The organism is Methylobacterium sp. 2A (assembly GCF_009806555.1).
GTDB lineage: Bacteria > Pseudomonadota > Alphaproteobacteria > Rhizobiales > Beijerinckiaceae > Methylobacterium.
Genome location: NZ_VUOK01000013.1, coordinates 135,087 through 158,119, shown reverse-complemented (window position 1 = coordinate 158,119; position 23,033 = coordinate 135,087). Strand labels below are relative to the sequence as shown.

The 23,033-nt window shown below is 69.7% G+C and carries 22 protein-coding genes; 13 read left to right on the top strand and 9 right to left on the bottom strand.

Annotated elements, in window-relative coordinates:
* Window positions 1-13 precede the first annotated feature (13 nt).
* Together FVE89_RS06890 and FVE89_RS06885 are read right to left on the bottom strand one after the other, a co-directional pair.
* Complete coding sequence (locus FVE89_RS06890; protein WP_202130628.1) at window positions 14-589, bottom strand: BrxE family protein; 576 nt, start codon at window positions 587-589, stop codon at window positions 14-16.
* Window position 590: 1 nt separating this feature from the next.
* Complete coding sequence (locus tag FVE89_RS06885; protein ID WP_160533293.1) at window positions 591-764, bottom strand: hypothetical protein; 174 nt, start codon at window positions 762-764, stop codon at window positions 591-593.
* Window positions 765-1,098: 334 nt separating this feature from the next.
* Between FVE89_RS06885 and FVE89_RS06880 the strand changes: the two genes are divergently transcribed.
* Window positions 1,099-1,869 carry a DNA-binding protein gene (locus FVE89_RS06880; protein ID WP_160533292.1) on the top strand — a complete coding sequence of 257 codons (771 nt, stop codon included), beginning with the start codon at window positions 1,099-1,101 and terminating at the stop codon, window positions 1,867-1,869.
* A 54-nt stretch (window positions 1,870-1,923) separates the two neighbouring features.
* Here FVE89_RS06880 and mutL read toward each other — a convergent pair whose 3' ends face one another.
* On the bottom strand, window positions 1,924-3,876 hold the full coding sequence (gene mutL / locus FVE89_RS06875; protein WP_160533291.1) for a DNA mismatch repair endonuclease MutL: 1,953 nt from the start codon (window positions 3,874-3,876) through the stop codon (window positions 1,924-1,926).
* Between the two features lie 565 nt (window positions 3,877-4,441).
* Here mutL and FVE89_RS06870 point away from each other — a divergent pair.
* Genes FVE89_RS06870 through FVE89_RS06860 form a run of 3 tightly spaced genes read left to right on the top strand, consistent with a single transcriptional unit; the run spans window position 4,442 to window position 7,334 of the window.
* Complete coding sequence (locus tag FVE89_RS06870; RefSeq protein ID WP_160533290.1) at window positions 4,442-5,635, top strand: fumarylacetoacetate hydrolase family protein; 1,194 nt, start codon at window positions 4,442-4,444, stop codon at window positions 5,633-5,635.
* 36 nt (window positions 5,636-5,671) lie between these two features.
* Window positions 5,672-7,039, top strand: coding sequence for an FAD-binding oxidoreductase (locus FVE89_RS06865; protein WP_246730521.1), 1,368 nt, complete (start codon window positions 5,672-5,674; stop codon window positions 7,037-7,039).
* A gap of 10 nt (window positions 7,040-7,049) precedes the next feature.
* Window positions 7,050-7,334 carry a DUF167 family protein gene (locus FVE89_RS06860; protein ID WP_160533288.1) on the top strand — a complete coding sequence of 95 codons (285 nt, stop codon included), beginning with the start codon at window positions 7,050-7,052 and terminating at the stop codon, window positions 7,332-7,334.
* Window positions 7,335-7,369: 35 nt separating this feature from the next.
* Here the strand turns inward: FVE89_RS06860 and FVE89_RS06855 are convergent, their stop codons facing one another.
* Both FVE89_RS06855 and FVE89_RS06850 read right to left on the bottom strand, forming a co-directional pair.
* Window positions 7,370-8,299, bottom strand: coding sequence for a 3-keto-5-aminohexanoate cleavage protein (locus FVE89_RS06855; protein ID WP_160533287.1), 930 nt, complete (start codon window positions 8,297-8,299; stop codon window positions 7,370-7,372).
* A 2-nt stretch (window positions 8,300-8,301) separates the two neighbouring features.
* On the bottom strand, window positions 8,302-9,225 hold the full coding sequence (locus tag FVE89_RS06850) for a 3-hydroxyacyl-CoA dehydrogenase (RefSeq protein WP_160533286.1): 924 nt from the start codon (window positions 9,223-9,225) through the stop codon (window positions 8,302-8,304).
* A 94-nt stretch (window positions 9,226-9,319) separates the two neighbouring features.
* On the opposite strand from FVE89_RS06850, the gene FVE89_RS06845 reads away from it, so the two are divergent.
* From FVE89_RS06845 to FVE89_RS06830, 4 genes are all read left to right on the top strand, one after another.
* Window positions 9,320-10,033 carry a GntR family transcriptional regulator gene (locus tag FVE89_RS06845; protein WP_160533285.1) on the top strand — a complete coding sequence of 238 codons (714 nt, stop codon included), beginning with the start codon at window positions 9,320-9,322 and terminating at the stop codon, window positions 10,031-10,033.
* A 2-nt stretch (window positions 10,034-10,035) separates the two neighbouring features.
* A complete protein-coding gene (locus FVE89_RS06840) occupies window positions 10,036-10,803 on the top strand; it encodes an SDR family oxidoreductase (RefSeq protein ID WP_160533284.1) in 768 nt (255 codons plus the stop codon).
* Between the two features lie 156 nt (window positions 10,804-10,959).
* Entirely contained in the window at window positions 10,960-13,911 is a 2,952-nt protein-coding gene (locus FVE89_RS06835) for an FAD-binding and (Fe-S)-binding domain-containing protein (RefSeq protein ID WP_160533283.1), read from the top strand.
* 59 nt (window positions 13,912-13,970) lie between these two features.
* Window positions 13,971-14,651, top strand: a complete 681-nt coding sequence (locus tag FVE89_RS06830) for a GntR family transcriptional regulator (RefSeq protein ID WP_160533282.1) — start codon at window positions 13,971-13,973, stop codon at window positions 14,649-14,651.
* An 18-nt stretch (window positions 14,652-14,669) separates the two neighbouring features.
* On the opposite strand, the gene FVE89_RS06825 is transcribed toward FVE89_RS06830, so the two are convergent.
* Window positions 14,670-15,323, bottom strand: coding sequence for a GntR family transcriptional regulator (locus FVE89_RS06825; RefSeq protein ID WP_160533281.1), 654 nt, complete (start codon window positions 15,321-15,323; stop codon window positions 14,670-14,672).
* A gap of 24 nt (window positions 15,324-15,347) precedes the next feature.
* Between FVE89_RS06825 and FVE89_RS06820 the strand changes: the two genes are divergently transcribed.
* The 5 genes from FVE89_RS06820 to FVE89_RS06800 all read left to right on the top strand — a co-directional run bounded on the left by FVE89_RS06820 (window position 15,348) and on the right by FVE89_RS06800 (window position 19,580).
* The gene (locus FVE89_RS06820; RefSeq protein ID WP_160533280.1) at window positions 15,348-15,530 is read left to right on the top strand and encodes a hypothetical protein; all 183 of its coding nucleotides are present in this window, start codon (window positions 15,348-15,350) and stop codon (window positions 15,528-15,530) included.
* Window positions 15,531-15,742: 212 nt separating this feature from the next.
* On the top strand, window positions 15,743-16,765 hold the full coding sequence (dctP, locus tag FVE89_RS06815) for a TRAP transporter substrate-binding protein DctP (protein WP_160533279.1): 1,023 nt from the start codon (window positions 15,743-15,745) through the stop codon (window positions 16,763-16,765).
* Window positions 16,762-17,436, top strand: coding sequence for a TRAP transporter small permease (locus FVE89_RS06810; protein WP_160533278.1), 675 nt, complete (start codon window positions 16,762-16,764; stop codon window positions 17,434-17,436). Before dctP ends, FVE89_RS06810 begins: the two co-directional genes overlap by 4 nt.
* Window positions 17,433-18,785, top strand: a complete 1,353-nt coding sequence (locus tag FVE89_RS06805; RefSeq protein WP_160533277.1) for a TRAP transporter large permease — start codon at window positions 17,433-17,435, stop codon at window positions 18,783-18,785. The genes FVE89_RS06810 and FVE89_RS06805 overlap by 4 nt, the downstream gene beginning before the upstream one ends.
* A gap of 327 nt (window positions 18,786-19,112) precedes the next feature.
* Entirely contained in the window at window positions 19,113-19,580 is a 468-nt protein-coding gene (locus tag FVE89_RS06800; protein ID WP_160533276.1) for a YbaK/EbsC family protein, read from the top strand.
* A 3-nt stretch (window positions 19,581-19,583) separates the two neighbouring features.
* On the opposite strand, the gene FVE89_RS06795 is transcribed toward FVE89_RS06800, so the two are convergent.
* The 3 genes from FVE89_RS06795 to FVE89_RS06785 are packed head-to-tail and all read right to left on the bottom strand — an operon-like array spanning window position 19,584 to window position 22,939.
* Window positions 19,584-20,396 carry an enoyl-CoA hydratase/isomerase family protein gene (locus FVE89_RS06795; RefSeq protein WP_160533275.1) on the bottom strand — a complete coding sequence of 271 codons (813 nt, stop codon included), beginning with the start codon at window positions 20,394-20,396 and terminating at the stop codon, window positions 19,584-19,586.
* Window positions 20,397-20,418: 22 nt separating this feature from the next.
* Window positions 20,419-21,639, bottom strand: coding sequence for a CoA transferase (locus FVE89_RS06790; protein WP_160533274.1), 1,221 nt, complete (start codon window positions 21,637-21,639; stop codon window positions 20,419-20,421).
* Between the two features lie 7 nt (window positions 21,640-21,646).
* On the bottom strand, window positions 21,647-22,939 hold the full coding sequence (locus tag FVE89_RS06785) for an MFS transporter (protein ID WP_160533273.1): 1,293 nt from the start codon (window positions 22,937-22,939) through the stop codon (window positions 21,647-21,649).
* Window positions 22,940-23,033: the final 94 nt, after the last annotated feature.

The following is a 23,033-nucleotide window of genomic DNA, read 5'->3' as shown; positions in this document are numbered from 1 at the left end:
ACAGGTCTCATCGCTAGCCCAACCTCGCGTACGGGACGACTAGGCCGTCCGTGCCCTTGTCGAAGCCGAGCGCGAGCAGGGCGACCTCCTCTTTCGTCCCGCCGAAGGAGCGTGACAGGATCACCGAGCGGCCCTCGGCGGAGCGGCGCAAAGAGCGGGCGTCGTCCAACTCACGGTCCGTGACCAACCCGAGCTCGGTCAAGAGCGTCGTCAGGTCTCGGGCCGCAGGTGACTTGAGGCTGTCGAAGAAGGGCGCCCACGCGGCTCCGTCATCCAGCCAGTCACCCCAGCTGGCCTCGACGGCCTCTTCCAATGCCTCGGGCAGGTCCCAGAGGTTTACCGAGTTCGGGAGGTCGTAATGCTCGCGGCACCGACGCGCTGCGACCGCAAGGACGATCCTTGCCTGCGCGAACATGTAGGTGCGGGGTAAGTTGCGGCGCAGCGCGAGGGCGCCGGTTGTCGACAATGCCTTATTGGTGTTCCACCAACGCGCCCGGTCGTTCTCCCCGTGGCGCGCGACGGCGACGCGTAGCTTGAAAAGCCATTCGGGATTTATCGCCGGCGACATCGCCCCTACGGTCGATGCCATGTCAGTCAGCGTCCTTCAGGGCCCACGGCAGGCTCGCAAAAGTTAAGGCCCGGACGGCTTCGGAAAGACAGGCGAATTTCACCTGGCGGATTTCCATGTCTGCTAGAGGCACGGAGACACGATGGTCAGGGCCGAGAGCGACCCGCAGCAAGGTGGTGTCGTCGTTATCGTCCACGTCTGTGACCGCCCAGGAAACCACCCTCCCCAAGTCCCAGCAATCGCAGGATTCGACAAGCGGTCGTCGCTCTCCGACGGCCGGTAAGGTTTCTTTCGTGCCTAAGTGTGCCGTTCCGACAACCATGGGTTTCCTTACCGCCTTGCGGCGGCGCGACCGCCTTGGTGCTCCAAGCTACCGCTTCGCGGTGTGCCGGAAGCGACGCCGCGGCTGTCGGTCTCGGCACCGTGACACTGCCGGAAAGCGGGAAGCGGAAAGCACGGCTTACTTTCCGCTTCCCTGGAGCGCTTTGTTTACGAGCTCGTCGGATCCTCTCTGTCGGAGGTGATGTGCAATGCCGACCAGGGATCAGGTGTGGATCGCAGCCGACCGGCTCGCGGAGCGTGGCGACCCGGTATCGCAGACCTCTGTTATCGCCGAGTTGCAAAGCGACTGGGCTCGCGAGGAGCTCGGGGCGAAGGGAGGCTCGTCCAAGGCAGTGGGGCCGCACCTACGGGACTGGAAGGTGGAAAGAGCCTACCAGCCGCGGTCGCAGCAAGCCGAGTTGCCCAAGCCGGTGCTCGCGCCGTTGATGGACTTCGCGAATGCGGTTTGGGGTGCCGCGCTAGCCGAGGCCCAGGCTCGCTTCGACGACGAGCGCACGAGGGTCGAGGCATCCGTTCGAGCGAACGACGAGCTTAGGGTAGAGAGCTCTGTTCTTGCCGATATGGCGATTGTCGAAGCCGAGGGCCTCAAGTCACGCAACGCCGCACTGGAAACCCAGAACGCCGCGCTCCGCGGCGAGGTTGAGCGGCTGCGCAAACGCTTAGACCACGTCCGGTCGGAAGATTACTGGGACCGTGTGATGCAGGAAGTCTACGAACTGCTTCCACCATCCGGGACGATGACGCCGGCAACTATCATGACGAAGCTGCGCAGTTCGACCATACGAGGCGGCCGCCTTGTCAAAGAACAATTGGACGAGGCGGTGCTGCGACGAAAGATGGATATTCGGGTCGAATGGGATAGGTACTTCGAAAAATCTGGTGATGATTACGGGCGCTTGCCCGGCTGGAATGGCGCCATCGGGATCAGAGAGAAAAAGCTGACGAAGGCTCCGGCCTAACGCTGTTCCGCCCTTAACCTGTAACTGCTTCGCTCTTTGCCTGTCCCGACAGGGTCACCGCCGGCCGAACAGCCGCTCGATGTCGGACAGCTTCAGCTCGATCGAGGTCGGGCGGCCGTGGTTGCACTGGCCGGAATTCGGCGTCGCCTCCATCTCGCGCAGCAGCGCGTTCATCTCCTCGGGCCGCAGGCGCCGTCCGGCGCGGACCGAGCCGTGGCAGCTCATGCGCGAGAGCACCGCGTCGAGGCGCCGGCCGAGCGGACCGCCCTCCCCGGCCGGCGCGCCGCCCTCCTCGTCGCCGCTCGATTCGAGGGCGTTGAGGATGTCGGTCACGAGGTCGCGCACCGAGGCGCCGAGGAGCGCGGCCGGCACCTCGCGGACCAGCACGGCCCCCGGCCCGAACGCCTCGATGGTCAGGCCGAGCCGGTCGAGGTCCGGCGCGGCGGCGACGAGCCGGTCGGCCTCCTCGGGGCTCATCTCGACCACGTCGGGGATCAGCAGCCCCTGCCGGGCGATGCCACCGGCCGCCCGCTCGGCCTTCATCCGCTCGTAGACGAGGCGCTCATGGGCGGCGTGCTGATCGACAATCACGAGGCCGTCGCGGGTCTGGGCGAGGATGTAGGTCTCGTGGATCTGCGCCCGGGCCGCCCCGAGGGGATGATCGATCGCCTCCGGAGCCTCGGCGAGCGGACGGACATCCGCCTGGGGCGGGGCCGCGACGTCCCCGGCGAAGGCGGCCTGGGGCGCCTCCGCGAAGCCGCCCTCCTCCGCCAGGGCGTAAGCGGGCTCCGCGGCGCGCGGCATCGGGGCGGGTCGCCATGTCGGCGAATTCCGGTAGCCCGCCGGCGCCGCCACCGAGGGCGCGCCTGACGGAAACGGGCTCGGCCGCGTCGGCTGGAACAGGCTCGGTGCCGCCGCTCCGGTGTGGATCGCGAGGGCCGGACCGGCCGGGCGCAGGGCGTCGAGGGTCCGGGCGGCGCCGGTCGTGGCCGAGCGGGCGCCGCCCTGGCGCAGGGCCTCGTGGATGGCGCTGACGATCAGCGCCCGCACGAGGCCCGGCTCGCGGAAGCGCACCTCCGTCTTGGCCGGGTGGACATTGACGTCGACCCGTTCGGGCTCGCAGACGATCGTCAGGCCGAGCACGGGGTGGCGGTCCGAGGCCAGGGTGTCGGCATAGGCGCCGCGCACCGCCCCGAGGAGCAGCCGGTCGCGCACCGGGCGGCCGTTGACGGCGAGGTGGATGTGGGTCGCCGCGCCCCGGTGATAGGTCGGCAGGCCGACATGGCCGGTCACCGCGAATCCCTCCCGGGCGAGCGAGACCGGCAGGGCGTTGGCGGCGAAATCCGGCCCCAGCACGGCGGTGAGCCGGCGCAGATCCGCCTCGGGGCCGGTTTCGGCCGGGAGCACCAGGGGCTGGCCGGCATCGGCCCGCAGGGTGAAGCGGATCCCCGCCTGCGTCACGGCGAGACGCCGCAGGGTCTCGGCGATGGCGGCATTCTCGGCCCGGTCGGATTTCAGGAACTTGAGCCGGGCCGGCGTCGCGGCGAACAGCTCGGTCACCTCGATCCGCGTGCCGGGCTGCGCCGGGGCCGGGCGGACCGGACCTTTCAGCCCCGCTTCGACGATGAGGCTCGCCCCGGCCTCGGCCTCCGGCGTGCGGGTAACGATGGCGAGCCGCGACACCGCCCCGATCGAGGGCAAGGCCTCGCCGCGGAAACCCAGCGTGTCGATCGCCGTCAGGTCGCCCCCGGGGAGCTTCGAGGTGGCGTGACGCTCGACCGCGAGATCGAGGTCGTCCGGGGTCATTCCGCGGCCGTCATCGACCACGCGGATCAGCCGGCGGCCGCCCGCCTCGACCGTGACCTCGATGGACCGGGCGCCCGCATCGATGGCGTTCTCGACCAGCTCCTTCACGGCCGAGGCGGGGCGCTCCACCACCTCGCCCGCGGCGATGCGGTCGACGAGGATCGGGTCGAGGCGGCGGACGGATGACACGGGGGTGGACATCGCCCGCGACGATAGACCCTCGCCGCCCGCTATCCAATCGCCCCCGATCCCGGCCGGTTGAAGCCGGGCATTGTCGTCGGCAGCCCCCGCGCGACCTTCACCCGCTCCCATGCGGGCTCGCGGAGCGATACAGCGGTCTGGGATCATCGTGCTGTTGCCAGGAGGGACGGCCGGGATGGCTCAAGCCCCCTCCCCCCTTTGCAGGCGACACAGATTGGATGGCTTGGCGGATTCTTCCTTTTGCAGGATGAGGCATGGGTCCCTTCTCCGGCACGGGAGGGGGAGCCTGTCGCGCTCCGTCATCATCCGCAGGCCGCAAACCGGATTCGCCCCTCGCCCGCAGCGGGGGAGGAAGAGACGCGGAGCCGCCCGCGCCTCTCCAAGGGAGACGTGTGCATCCGTTCGTCCTCCCGGTCGACGCTTGCGGATTCATATCGGGCTTGGAATCATCGTGCGGTCGACAGGGGGGCCGCCCGGATAGCTCATGCGCCGACCCCCTCCTTTGCGGGGGAGGGTGGCCCCATGGGCGCCCTCTGCGTCGGCAGGGGTCGTGAAAGGGAGCACCATGTCGTTATCCGGTCTGAACGCGCAGGCGGTCCTACCCGTCGACGGGTGTCGCGGCTCTCTTGTCGGCCGGGTCTGGCGCCCGGACGCGCAGGGGCCCAGCGTCGTGGCGATCCGTGCCGACGCGTCGGGCGAGGCGCGGGTGATCGACGTCACGCCCCGCCTGCCCACGGTGAGCGACCTGTGCGAACAGCCCGATCCCGCCGCAGCCCTGCGCGGGGCGGAGGGCGAGGATCTCGGCAGCCTCGACGCGATCCTGGCCAACACGCCGCCGGACCTCCGCAATACGAATCGGCCGTGGCTGCTCGCGCCGGTCGATCTCCAGGCCCTGAAGGCGGCGGGCGTCACCTTCGCCACCTCCATGCTGGAGCGCGTCATCGAGGAGCGGGCGCGCGGCGACCTCGCCGCCGCGGCGGCGATCCGCGCGGAGGTCGTGCGTCTGGTCGGCCAGGACCTGCGCCGGCTGAAGCCCGGCTCGGCCGAGGCGATGGCGTTGAAGGAGGTGCTGGTCGCGCAGGGCGCCTGGAGCCAGTACCTGGAGGTCGGCATCGGCCCGGATGCGGAGATCTTCACGAAGGCCCAGCCGATGTCGGCCGTGGGCTGCGGCGCGGATGCCGGCCTGCATCCGCATTCCCACTGGAACAACCCGGAGCCCGAGGTGGCGCTGGCCGTCGCCTCCGATCAGCGGATCGTCGGGGCGACCCTCGCCAATGACGTCAATCTGCGCGACTTCGAGGGCCGCTCGGCCCTGTTGCTGGGTAAGGCCAAGGACAACAACGCCTCCTGCGCGCTCGGGCCGTTCCTGCGCCTGTTCGACGAGACCTTCGATCTCGACACCATCCGGCGCACCACCGTGACGCTGGAGGTGACCGGCACCGACGGGTTCCGCATGGAGGGCACCTCGCCGCTGGCCGAGATCAGCCGCGATCCCGACGAGCTGGTGGCGGCCCTGATGGGGCGCACGCACCACTATCCGGACGGGGCGCTGCTGCTCCTCGGCACGATGTTCGCGCCGATCCAGGACCGGCATGGGCCGGGCCTCGGCTTCACCCATGTCGAGAACGATCGGGTCGTGGTCGCGAGCCCGGAACTCGGCAGCCTCGTCAACCGCATGCGCTCGTGCGATGCCTGCGAGCCCTGGACCTTCGGGGCCCGCGCGCTGATGCGCAACCTCGCGGCGCGTGGCTTTCTGTGACAGAGCATCGGGCGTGAGCCCAACAGGACCATGCCGATGACCAACGCCGCCCTCCTCGACCGCCTCGCCGCGCTCGTCGGACCGTCCGGCGTCGTCACCGGCGACGAGCTGCGCCAGCGCTCGGCCAACTGGACGCGGCCGACCGAGCCCTGCGCCGCCTTCGCGCTGGTCCGCCCGCGCAGCACCGCCGAGACGCGTGCCGTCCTGGCGGCCTGCCACGAAGCCGGCGTCGCCGTGGTTCCGCGGGGCGGCGCCACCGGCCTCGTGGACGGGACCTTGTGCGCGCCCGACGAGATCACCCTCTCGACCGAGCGCATGACCCAGATCGAGCCGGTGGACCCGCTCGGCATGACGGTGGTGGTCGGGACGGGCGCCACCCTCGAGAGCGTGCAGAACGCGGCAACCGAGGCCGGCCTGTTCTTCCCCCTCGATCTCGGCGCCCGGGGCTCGGCGACGGTCGGCGGCGCGATCTCGACCAATGCCGGCGGCCTCCGGGTGCTGCGCTACGGCATGATGCGCGAGATGGTGCTCGGGCTCGAAGCGGTGCTGGCCGACGGCACGGTGGTGTCGTCGATGCGCCCGCTGATCAAGAACAACACCGGGCTCGACCTGAAGCAGCTCTTCATCGGCACCGAGGGGACGCTCGGCATCGTCACGCGGGCGGTTCTGCGGCTGCGCCCGGAGCCCGCCGGCTACGCCACGGCGCTGATCGCCTGCCCGGGCGTCGACGATGGGGCGCGGGTGCTGCGCGCGGCGCAGAGCGCGTTCCAGGGCCGCGTCTCGTCCTTCGAGGGCCTGTGGCCTGAGTTCTACCGGGTGATGACCGCCCCCGGCCGGGCCACGCCGCCGCTCGGCCACGATTACCCGTTCTACGCCATCATCGAGGTCGAGTGCGTGCCCGAGGAATCCGAGCGCTTCCTGGGCCTGCTGGAGCGCCTGATGGGCGAGGGCACGATCCTCGACGCCGCGGTCGCCGCCTCCGAGGAGCAGCGCCGGGGCATGTGGCGCATCCGCGACCGGGTGGAGCATCTCAACGCCGACGGGATCGAGCGCGCCTTCGACGTCAGCGTGCCGCTGGCGAAGATGGACGGCTACGTGCGCGGCGCGCTCGAACGGCTCTCCGCCATTCCGGGCTGCCGGGCGGTCGTCTACGGCCATATCGGCGACAACAACCTGCACTGGAACACCACCCGCCTCGACGCCGCCGGCAACGCCGCGATCGACGCCGCGCTCTACGAGCCGCTGGCCGAACTGAACGGCTCTGTCTCGGCCGAGCACGGGATCGGCCTGGAGAAGCGGAGCAAGCTGCCGCTGTCGCGCTCGCCCGAGGAGATCGCCGCGATGCGGCTGGTCAAGCGCGCGCTCGATCCGGACAACCGGCTGAACCCCGGCAAGATTTTTTGAGCTTCGCGCGATGACGGTCCGGCTGGCGGTTCGGCTGACGCCCCGCGGCGGGCGCGACGCCGTGGACGGGTGGGCGCGCGACGAGAAGGGCCAGCCCTATCTCAAGGCCCGCGTCGCCGCGCCGCCGGTGGAGGGCGCCGCCAACGCGGCGCTGGAGAAGATGATCGCCAAGATGCTGAAGGTGAGCCGCGGCGCGGTGCGGATCGCCTCGGGCGACCAGAGCCGGTTGAAGATCTTAGAGATCGACGGGATCGGGCAGGCGGATGTGGAGCGGGTGTTCGGTCAGCCCGGCTAACCGACTGGGGACGCTTACAACCGCCAGATTCAGACTCAGAACGCGACCTTGTCGCCCCCCTTCAGCGCCAGCATCTCCCGCGCCTCGTCGGGCGAGGCCACCGCGAGCCCCAGCCCTTCGATGATCGACCGGACGCGCCGCACCTGCGCGGCGTTCGTCTCGGCGAGCTTGCCTGGCCCGTCCCAGAGGCTGTCCTCCAGCCCGACGCGGACGTTGCCGCCTATCGCGGCCGCCATGGCGGCGATGTTCATCTGGTTGCGGCCCGCCCCCAGCACCGACCACCGGTACTGATCGCCGAACAGCCGGTCGGCGGTGCGCTTCATGTGCATCACGTCGTCGGGATGCGCGCCGATCCCGCCCTGAAGCCCGAACACCGTCTGGATGAACAGCGGCGCCTGCACGAGGCCCCGGTCGAAAAAATATTTCAGGTTGTAGAGATGAGCGGTGTCATAGCATTCGAACTCGAACTTCGTGCCGTTCGGCCCGCAAGTCGTCAGGATATGCTCGATCTGCCCGAACGTGTTGCGGAAGATGATGTCCTTGTTGCCGAGATAGTCCCGCTCCCACTGGTGCTTCAGGTCCTTGAACCGGTCGAGCATGCCGAACAGCCCGAAATTCATCGAGCCGAGATTCAGGGAGGCGACCTCGGGCTTGAACGTGGCGGCCGGGCGGACCCGCTCCTCGATCGACATGGTCGGCGCGCCGCCGGTGGTGAGATTGATCACGCAGGAGGAGCGCTGCTTGATCACCGACAGGAACGGAGCGAAGGCCTCGGGCGACTGATCGGGCTGGCCGGTCTCCGGGTTGCGGGCGTGCAGATGCACGATCGCCGCGCCGGCCTCCGCCGCCCCGATGGCGGCGTCGGCGATCTCTTCAGCTGTCACCGGCAGGTGCGGCGACATGCTGGGCGTGTGGATCGCGCCCGTCACCGCGCAGGTGATGATGACTTTCCGCTGTGCAGCCATGATCAATCCTTCTGTGAAGCCTTGTGGGCACGGAGCGCCGCGAGCCGCGCGTCGCGCCTTTGCATGCGAGCCGGCAGATCGGGCTTGGCCGGCCATTGCGCCAGGATCGCCTCCGTGGCCGGCGCCTCGTAGACCGCGGGCGGCGCCGGATCGGCGGCGAGGCGCTTGTAGAAACCGGTGTAGCGCGCGCAGTAATCCGCGATGCCGCCCGGCGCGTTGAGCTCGATCGTCTCGAACGGCCCCATGAAGCTCCAGCGCAGGCCAAGTCCGTCCGCAACGGTCCGGTCGAGGTCCTGCGGGGTCACGTAGCCCTCGGCGGCGAGGCGGAACGCCTCCGCCAGCAGCGCGCCCTGCAGCCGGTTCAGGATGAAGCCCTCGATCTCCTTCAGCACCGTGATCGGCACCTGGCCGATCTGCTCGTAGATGGCCCGCGCCCGGTCCAGTGCCTCCGGGGCGGTCCAGGGCGCGCCGGAGATCTCCACCAGCGGGATCAGGTGCGGCGGGTTTACCGGATGGCCGATGAGGCAGCGCCCCCGGCCCGGCAGATCCTCGGTGAACAGCGAGCACCGGATCGCCGAGGAGGACGAGGCCAGGATGGCCTCGGCCGGCGCGCGGGCGTCGAGTTCGGCGAAGAGCGTCTGCTTGGCGGCCAGCGTCTCCGGACCGTTCTCCTGCACGAAGGCGACGCCGTCCAGGCACGCGGCGAGGCTCGGGACAGCCCGGATCCGCCGCGCGGCCGCCTCCGGATCGGGGCAGAGCCCGTTCCCGGCCAGGACGCGCAGGCCCTCGACGCAGAGCGGGATCGCCGCCTCGGCGACGCCGGCGGCGGCGTCGAACAGGCGCACATCCCAGCCGGCGCGGGCGAAGATCATCGCCCAGGCCCGGCCGATCAGACCGACGCCCACGATCGCGACGCTGCCGGTCATGACAGCCCTCCCGTATCCCGTTCCCGCGGCGTGCGCCGCCGCTGTGATCACAGATCACTAGCGGGAACGATCCGGTTTCGTCTAGTCTCACGCCATGGAATCCCTGGCGGCGCTGGCCGACCTCCCGCAGCTTGAACGGCGAACCCTCACCGACACCGCCTATGCGGCGCTGTCGGACCTCCTGGCCTCGGGCCGGCTGGCTCCGGGCGACAGGCTCTCCCTGCGCAGCAGCGCGGCGGCCTTCGGGGTCTCGGTGATGCCGGTCCGGGAGGCCGTGAGCCGCCTCGTCGCCGAAGGGGTGCTGGAGGTCGCCCCGGCCCGGGTGATCCGCGTTCCGATCCTGGGTGCGGGTGCGTTCCGGGCGCTCGCCGAGACACGCATCGCCGTCGAAGGCATCGCGGCCGCGCGCGCCGCCGAACGCCGGACGGAGGCCGAACTCGGTGCGATCCGGCAGGCGGAGGCGGCGTTCCGGGCGGAGGCCGAATCGCTGGAGCCCGACCGGATCAGGGCCGTCCAGCTCAACCGCGATCTGCACTTCGCGATCTACGGGGCCTGCGGGTTGGCCCCGCTCACGGAGATCATCGGCCGCCTGTGGCTGAAGGCCGGCCCGGTCATCAACCTGGATCTGCGCGCCTGCCCGGAGCGGCTGCACCAGGGTTTCGCCCTGCGGCGCCATGCCGAAGCCCGCGCGGCGATCGAGGCGCGCGACGCTCCGGCCGCCGCCGCGGCGATCGCTGCCGATATCCGCGAGGCGGCCGATTTCATCCTGTCCCGCGGCACGTTGCGGGACGAGCATGGGGAGAACTGATCATGGATCTTGGAATGACCGGGCTGCGCGTCCTCGTCACCGCGGGGGCGGCGGGAATCGGGCGTGCCATCGTCGACGCCTTCCTTGAGGAGGGCGCGCGGGTCTTCGCCTGCGACATCGACCCGGAGGCCCTGGCCACGCTGCCGGCCGCCGTCGGGCGCAGCCGGACCGACGTGGCGGACCGGGCCGCGGTGGCGGCGATGATGGACTCCGCGATCGATCATCTCGGCGGCCTCGACGTGCTCGTGAACAATGCCGGCATCGCCGGGCCGACCGGGCGGGTGGAGGAGATCGCTCCCGAGACCTGGGATCAGTGCCTGACCGTCTGCCTGACCAGCCAGTTCAACTGCGCGCGGCTCGCGGTGCCGCATCTGCGGCGGAGCGCCAACGCCTCGATCGTCAACCTGTCCTCGGCGGCCGGCAAGTTCGGCTTCGCCCTGCGCAGCCCCTACGCGGCGGCGAAATGGGGCGTGATCGGCTTCACCAAATCGCTCGCCATCGAACTCGGCGGCGACGGAATCCGGGTCAACGCGATCCTGCCGGGTTTGGTCGCCGGTGACCGCCAGCGACGGGTGCTGGAGGCGAAGGCGCAGCAGCAGGGCACCAGCTTCGCCGAGATGGAGGCGCGCGCCTTCTCGTTCGTGTCGATCAAGGACTACGTCACCGCCCGGCAGCTGGCCGACCAGATCCTGCTGCTCTGCTCGGAGCGCGGCCGGACGATCTCCGGCCAGGCGATCTCCATCGACGGGGACACCCGGATGCTCTCGTGACATCCGGCGCCCGAGCCGGGGCGGGGATCAACACGCAGAACGCGTGTCGTGAACCGCGCCGGAAGCGCGCAGGGTGCCGGAGGTGATTTCCGAACCTCTGAATTTTGAATACAATCCCGCCAAGGTGGCTCCGGGTCACCGCGGGAGGATGCTGACGTGACGGGACCGAAGGCGCAGATCGCGACAGCGCCGCGCGCAGCGGCGCGGCGCGATGCCGGGCTGGCGCGCCGGCTGGCGGAGCAGCTTCAGGGCGAGGCGCGCTTCGATGCCTTCACCCGCGGGCGCTACAGCACCGACGCCTCGATCTACCAGATCATGCCGGCCGGCGTGGTCCTGCCGCGCTCGGCCTCCGACATCGCCGCGACCCTGCGGATCGCCGCCGAGCACGGTGCGCCGGTGATCCTGCGCGGCGGCGGGACCTCGCAGAACGGCCAGCCGATCGGCTCCGGCCTCGTGGTGGACTGCTCGCGCCACTTCAACGGCATCCTGGCCTACGATCCGGAGGCCGGCACCATCACGGTCGAGCCCGGCATGGTGCTGGAGCGGCTGAACACCCGGGTGAAGGCCGATGGCTGGTTCTTCCCCGTCGAGCCCTCCACCGCGACCCGCTGCACCATCGGCGGCATGGCGGGCAACAATTCCTGCGGCGCCCGCTCCCTGCGCTACGGCAAGATGAGCGACAACGTCCTCGCCCTGGACGCGCTGTTCCCTGACGGGGAGGCCTTCACCTTCGGCCTGACCGGCAACGCGGTCTCCGGCGTCACCGGCTCGGCCCGGGCCGAGTCGCTGGCCGAGCAGATGCGCGCGCTCGCGCACGAGCACCGGGACGAGATCGCGCTCCGCTATCCGAAGGTGCAGCGGCGCGTGGGCGGCTACAATCTGGACGCGCTGATCGAGCCGCGTCCGAACCTCGCGCACCTGCTGGTCGGGTCGGAGGGCACGCTGGCCGCCACCACGGCGGTGACGCTGAAGCTGTCGCGCCTGCCGACCCACCGGGTGATGGGCGTGTGTCATTTCCCGTCGTTCCGGGCCGCGATGGAGACCACGCGGCACATCGTGGCGCTCGACCCGGTGGCGGTGGAACTCGTCGACAACAACGTCCTCGTGCTCGGCGCCGACATTCCGCTGTTCCGCACGACGCTCGCCGACATCACCCGCGGCCAGCCGAACTGCCTGCTGCTGACGGAATTCGCCGGCGACGATCTCGGCGCCCTGAAGCGCGACCTGAAGCGGCTTGAGGCCTGCATGGCCGATCACGGCTATCGGGATGCGGTGGTCGAGGTCGTGGAGCCGGCCCGGCAGAAATCCGTCTGGGAGGTGCGCGAGGCCTGCCTCAACATCATGATGTCGATGAAGGGCGACGCCAAGCCGGTGTCGTTCATCGAGGATTGCGCGGTGCCCTTGGAGCACCTCGCCGACTACACCGATGCGGTGACCGAGGTGTTCACCAAGCACGGCACCCGCGGCACGTGGTACGCCCACGCCTCGGTCGGCTGCCTGCACGTGCGCCCGATCCTCGACATGAAGCTGGGGGGCGACGTCGCGAAGATGCGCGCGATCGCGGAGGAAACCTCCGAACTCGTGCGCCGGTACAAGGGCTCGTATTCCGGCGAGCACGGCGACGGGATCTCGCGCTCCGAATACATCGCGCCGCTGTTCGGCCCGGTCCTCGGCGGCGCCTTCGAGAGCGTGAAGGATTCCTTCGACCCCGAGAACCGGCTCAACCCCGGCAAGATCGTCCGGCCGCTCACGATGGACGACCGGTCGCTGTTCCGGTTCAAGCCGGACTACGCGGTGACCCAGCCGATGCAGACGGCCCTCGACTGGTCGGATTGGGGCGGCTTCGGCGCCGCCGTCGAGATGTGCAACAACAACGGCACCTGCCGGAAGCTCGCCGGCGGTGCCATGTGCCCCTCCTACCGGGTGACCCGCGAGGAGCAGCACCTCACCCGGGGCCGGGCCAATTCCCTGCGGCTCGCCATGTCGGGGCAGCTCGGCAAGGACGCCTTCACCAGCCCGGAGATGAAGCGGACCCTCGATCTCTGCGTCTCCTGCAAGGCCTGCCGGCGGGAATGCCCGACCGGCGTCGACATGGCCAAGATGAAGATCGAGTTCCTGCACCACTACCATACCCGGCACGGGCTGCCGCTCCGCGAGCGGCTGATCGCCCTGATGCCGGTCTATGCCGGGGCAGCCGCCCGGCTCGCGCCGCTCCTCAACCTGCGGGATCGGCATCCGGCGCTGGCGCAGCTCTCCGAAAGATTCGCCGGCCTCTCCGCGAAGCGCTCCCTGCCGCGCTGGCGCCGGCCCTGGAGCGAGCAGGGCGAGGCCGCCCATCCCGGCGACGTGAAGGGCGATCTTCGCGACGTGATCCTGTTCGGCGATACCTTCAACCGCGCCTTCGAGCGGGAGAATCTGGAGGCCGCCGAACGGGTGCTCGCCGCCGCCGGCTATCGCCTGCACCGGGTCTATCCGGAGCGCGGGCGGCGGCCGCTCTGCTGCGGTCGGACCTGGCTCGCCTCCGGCCAGACCGACCGGGCGCGGCAGGAGGCGCGGCGGACCCTCAGCGCGCTTCTCCCCTTCGTCCGGGCCGGCGCGCGGGTCGTCGGTCTGGAGCCGTCCTGCCTCCTCACCTTCCGAGACGAATTGTCCGCGCTGCTCCCAGGATCGGATGCCGCCCTGCTCGCCCGGCAATCCATGCTGTTCGAGGAACTGCTGGCCGCCGACCTCGCGGCGGGGCGGATCGCGCTGCCGCTCGCGGACCAGCGTGGCCGCGTGGCCCATCTGCACGGGCATTGCCACCAGAAATCCTTCGGCCTGATGGGCTCGGTGGAGACGGTGCTGCGGACCGTGCCGGGGCTCGATGTGCGGGTGATCGAGTCGAGCTGCTGCGGCATGGCCGGGGCCTTCGGATATCGACCGGAATCGATCGAGACTTCCTTCGCCATGGCCGAGCTGTCGCTGTTCCCGGCCCTGCGCGCGGCGGCTCCCGGCGATCTCGTCGTCGCCGACGGGACGAGCTGCCGCCATCAGATCCATGACGGGCTGGGACTCCACGCGGAACATGTGGCCCGCGTGCTGGATCGGGCGCTCACGCCTCGACACTGAATGGCCGGGCACCTACACAGGGATGACGGGCATGCGGACCTGCCATGCGTTGGGGGACCATGAACAAGATTGAATCCGGGATCGGCATCAGCCGCCGCTATCTGCACGACGAAGTGGCGGACCGGATTCGCGAGTTGATCCGATCCGGCGAGATGGAGCCGAAGGCGCGGATCAATGAGGGCGAGCTGACGGAGCGCTTCGGCATCTCACGGACGCCGCTCCGTGAGGCGATCAAGATCCTGGCTACGGAGGGCCTCCTCGAACTCTTGCCGAACCGCGGGGCGCGGGTCGCCAGCATCTCGGATTCCGAGCTTGAGGAGATGATGGAGGTGATCGCCGGCCTGGAGGCGACGGCCGGCGACCTCGCCTGCCGCACGATCAGCGATGCAGAGGTCGACGCCATCGTGGCCGACCACGAGGCGATGGTGGCGGCCTGGAAGGCGGGCGACGAGGCCGGCTACTTCCGCTATAACCGCCGCATCCACGAGGCCATCATGGCGGCCAGCCGGAACACCGTTCTGGCCAATCTTTACGAGAGCCTTTCGGGGCGGATCCAGCGTTCGCGCTACACCGCCCATCAGACCGCGGACCAATGGGCCCGGGCGGTCGCCGAACACGAGCGGATGATCGCGCTCCTGCGCGCCCGTGACGGCGCATCGCTCGCTGTCCTGATGCGCGAGCATATCCGGGGCAAGAAATCGGTGATCGCGGCCCATTACGGGACCGCCGACGCGGTCTGACGACGGTCGGGGCCGCGCTCAGGCGGCGGTCGGCGTCCGCAATCCGGCCACGAGGTCGGTGAAGCGGTCACCCTGCACGATCACGTGGTTGCGCAGGGCCTCGGCCGCCTGCATCGCGTCGCCGGCCAGGATGGCGGCGACGATCGCTTCGTGCTCGGCCAGCGATTGCGGCACCCGCTGGCGAACCCGCAGCTGCAATCGGCGGTAAGGCGCCAGCCGGCGGTGCAGCGAGAGAGCCTGCTCGGCTAAAAAGTCGTTGTGGCTCGCGCGGTACACGACGGCGTGGAACACGTAGTTCTCGGCGTAGTACGCCTCCGCATCCTCCGTCGCCATGGCGGTCCGGCAGCCCGACAGCGCCGCTTGCAGGGCGGCCGCATCGTCCGCTGTGAGGCGCCGCGACGCGAGGCGTCCGCACGCGGCCTCGATCTCCGCCATGGTCTCGAACATGGCGAGCAGCAGGTGCGGCTCGGGCGCGCTGACGATCGCGCCGCGCCGCGGCTTCGTCTGGATGAGGCCGGTGGCGGCAAGCTGCAGCAACGCCTCCCGGATCGGCGTGCGCGAGACGCCGAACCGGGCCGCGAGCTGATTTTCGTCGAGGCGCGATCCCAGCGCGAGCTCACCGGAGACGATCTCGTCCTCGATCCGCTGCTTCAGGCGCTGCGCGTGATTCATCCCCCATTCCTTTCTCGTGCGCTGATGCTCGCCGAAGCCCTCCGCGCCATGGCGTCGGCCGAGGAGCAGGCCAGACGCCGCTCGGCGCTGTTCCGGCTTGCGACACCGCACCCGTCGATCGCTCCGGGCCGAGCGGCGTTCGCGAAGGTTGCCGCGTTCGGTGCCTCCGTTGCGGTCGGACGCCTCGGGATTGCCGGGGCGGATTAGAAAGCCGCTCTCCTCCGTCCGTGATCGAAGGTGTCGTGGTCCGCACGGCCGGTCGCGAACGTCACGGTCAACCTATTCGGCCCAGGTCGTGGCACATTATGCTTCCGCATTGACAAAATATACAAGACGGTTCTTCATGCATACATAATTGCGGTGTCATTGGTGCGCCGCACAACAATCGAGCCGCAATGTTTGCGGTGCGGGAGAGCCAGATGACGCCTACTCGTCGCTCCGTGATCGCGGCAACATTTGCGGCCCCTGCCCTGCTCCGATTGGGTCTCGGATCTGCACAAGCGGCTACGACGCTGAAGCTGTCGCATCAGTTTCCGGGCGGGACCATCGAAGAGGGTGATTTCCGCGACCGCATGTGCCGGAAATTCGCCAAGACGGTCGCCGAGCGCTCCAAGGGCGCGCTGGAGGTTCAGGTCTATCCCGGTTCCTCGCTGATGAAGACGAACGCCCAGTTCGGCGCGATGCGCAAGGGCGCCCTCGACATGTCGCTCTATCCGAGCCCCTATGCGGGCGGCGAGGTGCCCGAGATGAATATCGGGCTGATGCCGGCGCTGGTGACGTCCTACGCGCAGGCGGTCGCCTGGAAGAACGCGCCCGTCGGGCGCAAGCTGACCGAGATCCTCGAATCCAAGGGCATCATCCTCGTCTCCTGGGTCTGGCAGGCGGGCGGGGTCGCGAGCCGCGAGCGGCCCCTCGTCAGCCCGGCCGACGCCAAGGGCATGAAGGTCCGCGGCGGTTCGCGCGAGATGGACATGATGATGAAGGAGGCGGGCGCCGCCACCCTCTCCATCCCGTCGAACGAATCCTACGCGGCGATGCAGACCGGCGCCTGCGACGCGGTCATCACCTCGTCCACCAGCCTGATCTCGTTCCGCCTGGAGGAGCTCGCCAAGGCGCTGACCTCCGGCCGGGAGCGCTCCTACTGGTTCATGCTCGAACCGATCATGATGTCCAAGATCGTGTTCTCGGGCCTCTCGAAGGACCAGCAGGACCTGATCATGGCCGTGGGCGGCGAGCTCGAAGCCTTCGGGCAGGCGGGCGCCAAGGAGGACGACACCCGGGTCGAGGAGATTTTTTCCAAGGCTGGCGCCAAGGTCTCGCAGCTCGACGAGAAGTCGCTGGGTGAATGGCGCGACCTCGCCCGGGGCACGGCCTGGAAGGACTACGCGGCCAAGAACGCGAACTGCGCGGAGCTGCTCAAGCTCGCGGAGCAGGTCGCGTGAGCCACGGCTTCGACGCCGCCACGGCGGCCCCCGATGGGCAGGCCGCCGACGAACCGCGCGTCCCCGGTCTCCTGGGCACGCTCGACCGCGCGATGCGCCTCCTGAACCGGGTGATCCTCGGTCTCGGCGGCCTCTGCCTCGTGGCGGCCTGCCTCGTGCTGACCCACAGCGTCGTCGTCCGCTACCTCCTGAAGGAGCCGACGGAGTGGCAGGACGAGATGGCGGTGTTCCTGATCATCGGCGCCACCTTCCTGTCGGCGGCCGGGGTCCAGGCCAAGCGCGGCCATGTGGCGATCGAGGCGCTGACCGGCCTGCTGCCGCCGGCCGCCAACCGGGTCCGGCTGCTGCTCGCCGACGTGATCAGCCTCGCCTTCTGCCTGTTCTTCGCCTGGAAGAGCTGGTCCCTCGACCATGAGGCCTGGACCGACGGCCAGATCTCGCAATCGACCTGGGGACCGCCTCTATGGATCCCCTACACGCTGATGGCGGCCGGCATGAGCCTGCTGTGCCTGCAATTCGCCCTGCAGATCGCCGAGGCGCTGGCCTACGGCCCCCGGGCGGCCGGCTGGGCGAAGCCGAAGATCGGCCTCGGCGCCGATCTCAATCAGACGATCGCGCCGCAGGGGCCGGACCCGATGGGCCGGACCGTCACCGCGAAGGGTCACCGATGAGCACCGCCGCGATCGGCTTCCTCTACGCGGGCGCCACCCTCGGGGCGATGCTCTCGGGCATCCCCATCGCGTTCGCGCTGGGCTTCGTGGCGTTGGCCTTCATGGTCGCATTCATGCCGGGCGCCTCCCTCGATACGGTGGCGCAGAACGTCTACGAGGAGATGGCCTCCATCACCCTCCTGTCGATCCCGCTCTTCATCCTGAAGGGCGCGGCGATCGGCCGGTCCCGGGCGGGCCAGGACCTCTACTCGGCCATGCATGCCTGGATGCACCGCATCCCCGGGGGTCTCGGCATCGCCAACGTCTTCGCCTGCGCGCTGTTCGCCGCCATGGCGGGGTCGAGCCCGGCGACCTGCTCGGCGATCGGCTCGGCCGGCATCCCGGAGATGCGCAAGCGCGGCTACTCGCCGGGCTTCGCCGCCGGGATCATCGCGGCCGGCGGGACGCTCGGCATCCTGCTGCCGCCCTCGATCACCATGATCCTGTACGCGGTGGCCGCCGAGCAGTCGCTCGGGCGCCTGTTCCTGGCCGGGATCGGGCCGGGATTGCTGCTGGTCAGCCTGTTCGCGGCGTGGTCGATGATCCGCTTCCGCTCGGAATACGCGACCGCCAAGGCGGCTCTGGAGCGCGGGGGTCCGGCCTCGCCGATCCTGGCGGACGAGCAGTACAGCATGGCGCAGCGCTTCTCGACGCTGCCGCGGGTGATGCCCTTCGTGGTCTTGCTCACCGGCGTGATGGTGGCGCTCTATGGCGGCTATGCGACGCCCTCGGAGACGGCGGGTCTCGGCGGCCTTCTGGCCCTGGCGCTGATCGCCGCGATCTACGGCGTGTGGCGGTTCCGGGACGTCAGCCCGATCCTGACCGCGACTTTGCGCGAATCCACCATGCTGATGCTGATCATCGGCATGTCGCTGCTCTACGCCTACGTGATGAGCTACCTGCACATCTCGCAATCGGCCGCGCAGGCGATCGTGGCGATGCAGCTCTCGCCCTGGGTCCTGCTGGTGACGATCCTGGCGCTGGTGATCGTGCTGGGCTTCTTCCTGCCGCCGGTCTCGATCATCCTGATGACGGCGCCGATCATCCTGCCGCCGCTTAAGGCCGCGGGCTTCGATCTGGTGTGGTTCGGCGTGGTGATGACCATCACCATGGAGATGGGGCTGATCCACCCGCCGGTGGGCTTGAACATCTTCGTCATCAAGAACATCGCGCCGGACATCCCGCTCTCGGACATCATCTGGGGCACCCTGCCCTTCGTGCTGCTGATGGCGGTGGCGATCCTGATCCTGTGCCTCGTGCCGGGGATCGCGATGGCGCTGCCGGATTGGCTGCTGGCGACGACGCGGTAGGAGGTGGCGCGTTGGAGCCCACCGCGCGTCCCCCTCCCCCCTTCGCGGGGGAGGGTGGCCCCCGAAGGGGGTCGGGAGAGGGGAGCGACGGCGCAGGATTGTGCTGTGCCCGTCATGAAGGTCGCGCTCTTGCTTGAACCGTCGTTCCCCCCTTGCGGGACTTCGTCCCGACCCGACCCCTGCTGACGCAGGGGCCACCCTCCCCCGCAGAGGGGGGAGGGAGAGACACGGCAAGGCTTGCGCGAAGCGAAGCCATATTTCGGTCGCGCCGCGAACGGCGCCGGCGTAGGTGAACGCCCGCATCGTCCAGCGTTCCCGGGATCCGCCATGAGTCTCGCCTCCGTCCGGGCCTTCTTCGCCGAGAAGGCGCCCGACATCACGATCCTCGAACTCGAAACCCGCACCGCCACCGTGGCGGAGGCCGCTGCGGCCCACGGCGTCGCCCCGGCGCAGATCGCCAAGACGCTCTCCCTCCGGGTCGGCGATCAGGTCGTCCTGGTGGTGACCCGCGGTGACGCGCGGCTCGACAACAAGAAGGCCAAGGCGGTCCTCGGCGGAAAGGTCCGGATGCTCGATCTCGCCGAGGTCGAGGCGGTGACCGGCCATCCGGTCGGCGGCGTCTGCCCGTTCGGCCTGATCGCGCCGCTGCCGGTCTATTGCGACGTGTCGCTCAAAGCCTTCGACGCGGTGGTGCCGGCCGCCGGCAGCACCCACAGCGCGGTCCGGATCGCCCCGGAGCGGATGGCCGAACTCACGAATGCCACCTGGGTCGATGTCTGCCAGGAAACGGCTTGAGCCTCAGCGCCCGGACCAGTTCGGCGGCCGCTTGCCGAGGAACGCCTCCATCCCCTCGCGGAAATCCTGGCTCATGTAGCAGAGGAGGATCAGGTCATCGCCCGGATGCGCCGCGCCCTCGGCGGGCGCCTCCTCCTCGGCGAGGCGGCGCAGCCCCTCCTTGGTCGCCTGCATGGTCAGCGGTGCGTGGCCGGCCAGAAGCTGACCGAGGGTGTCGACCCGCTCGGTGAGCGCCGCGCGATCCTCCACGACCTCACCCACGAGCCCGATGGCCAGCGCCTCCTCGGCCCCCACGAGGCGGGCGGTGAAGATGATGTCCTTGACCCGCGCCGGCCCGATCAGCGCCGAGAGGCGCTTGAGGTTGCCCTGGCTCAGGCAGTTGCCGAGCGTCCGGGCGATCGGGAAGCCGAACCGGGCGTCCCGTGTGGCGATGCGCAGGTCGCAGGCCGCCGCGATGGCGGCCCCCCCGCCCGTGCACGCCCCCGCGATCGCCGCGATGGTCGGCACCCGCAGCCGTTCCAGCGTCCCGAGCACCCGGTCCATGAAGCGCTCGTAGCCCAGGGCGTCCTCGGCGGTCTTGAAGTCGCGGAACTGCGCGATGTCGGTGCCGGCCGCAAAGGCCTTGTCGCCGGCGCCGGTGATGATGAGGGCCTTCACGGCCGGGTTGTCGGCGATCGCCTCGCAGCAGGTGATCAGCCCCCGATACATCGCGAAGGTCAGCGCGTTGCGCGCCTGCGGCCGGTTGAGCACGATCCGGGCGATGCCGGCCTCGTCGGTGGTGAACAGCAGTTCGTCCGTGGCGGGCGTGGCATTCATCGGAACCTCTCCGGGCGTGGAATCAGGCCACGGTCTCGCGGACCACGCCCCGCTCGATCAGGCTCGCGATCGCGTCGTCCGTGTAGCCGGCCTCGGCCAGGATCGCCCGGGAATGCTCGCCGAGCAACGGGGCCGGGCCGTGGACGCGGCCGGGCGTATCCGAAAACTTCACCGGCAGGCCGAGCGTCTTCATGCGCCCGACCCGCGGGTGATCGACTTCGACCACCATCTCGCGCGCCCGCGTCTGCGGATCCCGGTGCATGGCGTTCACGTCGAGCACCGGCCCGGCCGGGACGCCGCCGGCTTCGAGCCGCGCCAGCCATTCGCCCGAGGAATGGGCCCGGAAGATCGGCGCCAGCGTCGCGGCGAGGGCCTCGCGGTTGGCCATCCGGTCGCGATTGAGCGCGAAGCGCGGATCTTCGGCCAGCGCGTCGGCGCCGATCGCCTTGAGCAGGCGCAGCCAGTTGGTCTGGTTGGCCGCCCCGATGGTGATCCAGCCATCGGCGGTCTCGAACGCCTCGTAGGGCGCGTTCAGCGGATGGGCCGAGCCCATCGGGCCGGGCGCGATTCCCGTCGCCATGGCGATGGCCGATTGCCAGTAGGTATGGGTGATGCCGGCCTCGAACAGCGACGTGTCGACCGCCTGCCCCCTGCCCGTCCGGAGCCGATGAGAATAGGCCGCCAGCACGCCCATGGCGGCCAGGATCCCGGCGGTGATGTCGGTTACCGGCGGCCCGCACTTCATCGGCGGCCGGCCGGGCCCCTCCCCCGTCACCGACATGAGTCCGCTCATGCCCTGCGCCACGAGGTCGAACCCGGCCCGGTCGGCATAGGGTCCGGTGCGGCCGAAGCCGGAGAGCGAGCAGTAGACGAGCTCGGGAAACTCTTCGCGCAGGGTCTTGTAGCCGATCCCGAGGCGCTCCATCGTGCCGCCGCGGTAATTCTCGATCAGCGCGTCGGCGCCCTTGAGCAGGCGGCGCAGCACCGCGATGCCGTCCGGGTCCTTCAGGTCGAGGCTGATGCCGCGCTTGCCGCGGTTCATCATCATGTAGGCGGCGCTCTCGCCTTCGAGCGCCGGCGGAACGGTGCGGCGGGTGTCGTCGCCGTCCATCTTCTCGACCTTGATGACCTCCGCGCCCATGTCGGCGAGCATCAGCCCGCAGACCGGGCCGGCCATGATGTGCGCGAGCTCGATCACCCGCATGCCGGCGAGCGGCCCGGTACGCCCCGTCGCTTCCGTCATCGTGAGACTACTCCGCCGCCGGGACCGTCGCCGCGGATCCGAGCGGTCGCTCGGCCGGCTCGATGAATTCCCGCTCGGGATGCATGGTGAAGGCGAGACCGGCGCCGAGCAAGCAAAGGCCGATCGAGCCGACGAACGGCAGGGTCCAGCTGCCGGTCAGATCGACGATGACGCCGAACACGATCGGCGAGACGATCGCCGCCACGGCCGAGCCGGTGTTCATCAGGCCGCTCGCGGTGCCGGCATATCTCGGCGCGATGTCCATGGGCACGGACCAGATCGGGCCGATCACCAGCTCAGCGAAGAAGAAGCCGGAGGAGAGCAGGAGCGCCACCAGCGTCAGGTCGCGGGTCATGAACACGCCCGCGAGGCTCGCGGCCGCGCCCAGGAAGCCGACCACGATCACCGACAGCCGGGCGAGCTTCACCTTGCCGGTGCGATGCAGGATGACGTCGCTCATCATGCCGCCGACCGTGTCGCCGACCACGCCCGCGAAGAACACGCCCGAGGCGAACAAAGCCGAGTTCTTCAGATCGAGGCTGTAATTCTCCTTGAAGAAGCTCGGCAGCCAGCCGAGGAACAGCCACAGGGTCCAGCCGTAGCAGAAATACGTGACCGTCACCGGCAGCATCCGGCGGGTCAGCGCGCCCCACGGCACCGATTGCTTCGCGCCGACCTTGCGCGGCGGCGGTAGCGTGTCGAGTTCGGCCCGGGTGATCGCCGGATGGTCGGAGGGATCGTCGCGGAAATAGGCGTACCAGATCGCCACCCAGATGAAGCTGATCGCGCCGAGGATCACGAAGCTGGTGCGCCAGCCGAAATGCCAGATCAGGAAGGCGACGATCGGCGGCGCCACGGCGTTGCCCAGCCGGCTGAACGCGTGGGTGATGCCCTGCGCGAAGCCGCGCTTGCCGGGCGCCGTCCAGTTCTGCATGGCGCGGGTGGCGGTCGGGAAGGTCGCGCCCTCGCCGAAGCCGAGCAGGACGCGCGCCAGGAACAGGCTGGCGATTCCGCCGACCATGCCGGTCAGGATGGTGGCGGCCGCCCAGATCACCCCGCAGGCCAGCAGGGTCCGCCGGGCGCCGAACTTGTCCCCGACCGAGCCGCCGATCACCTGGAAGATCGCGTAGGGATAGGCGAAGGCCGAGAGGATCAGGCCGAAATCGGTCTTCGACATCCCGAAATCGCGCATGATCTCGGCGCCGGCCGTCGCGATGTTCACACGGTCCAGATAGGTGATGAAATACATCACGCACAGCAGGCCGAGCACGCCGTTCGTGGCGCTGAAGCGCTTCGACATCGACCGTTCCTTCCCATCGGAGCGCCGCCGTTGACGGCCGCCTGGCGCCTCAACCAGTGGTTGGGCACTCTCTCGTAATGCATTATTCAAACGC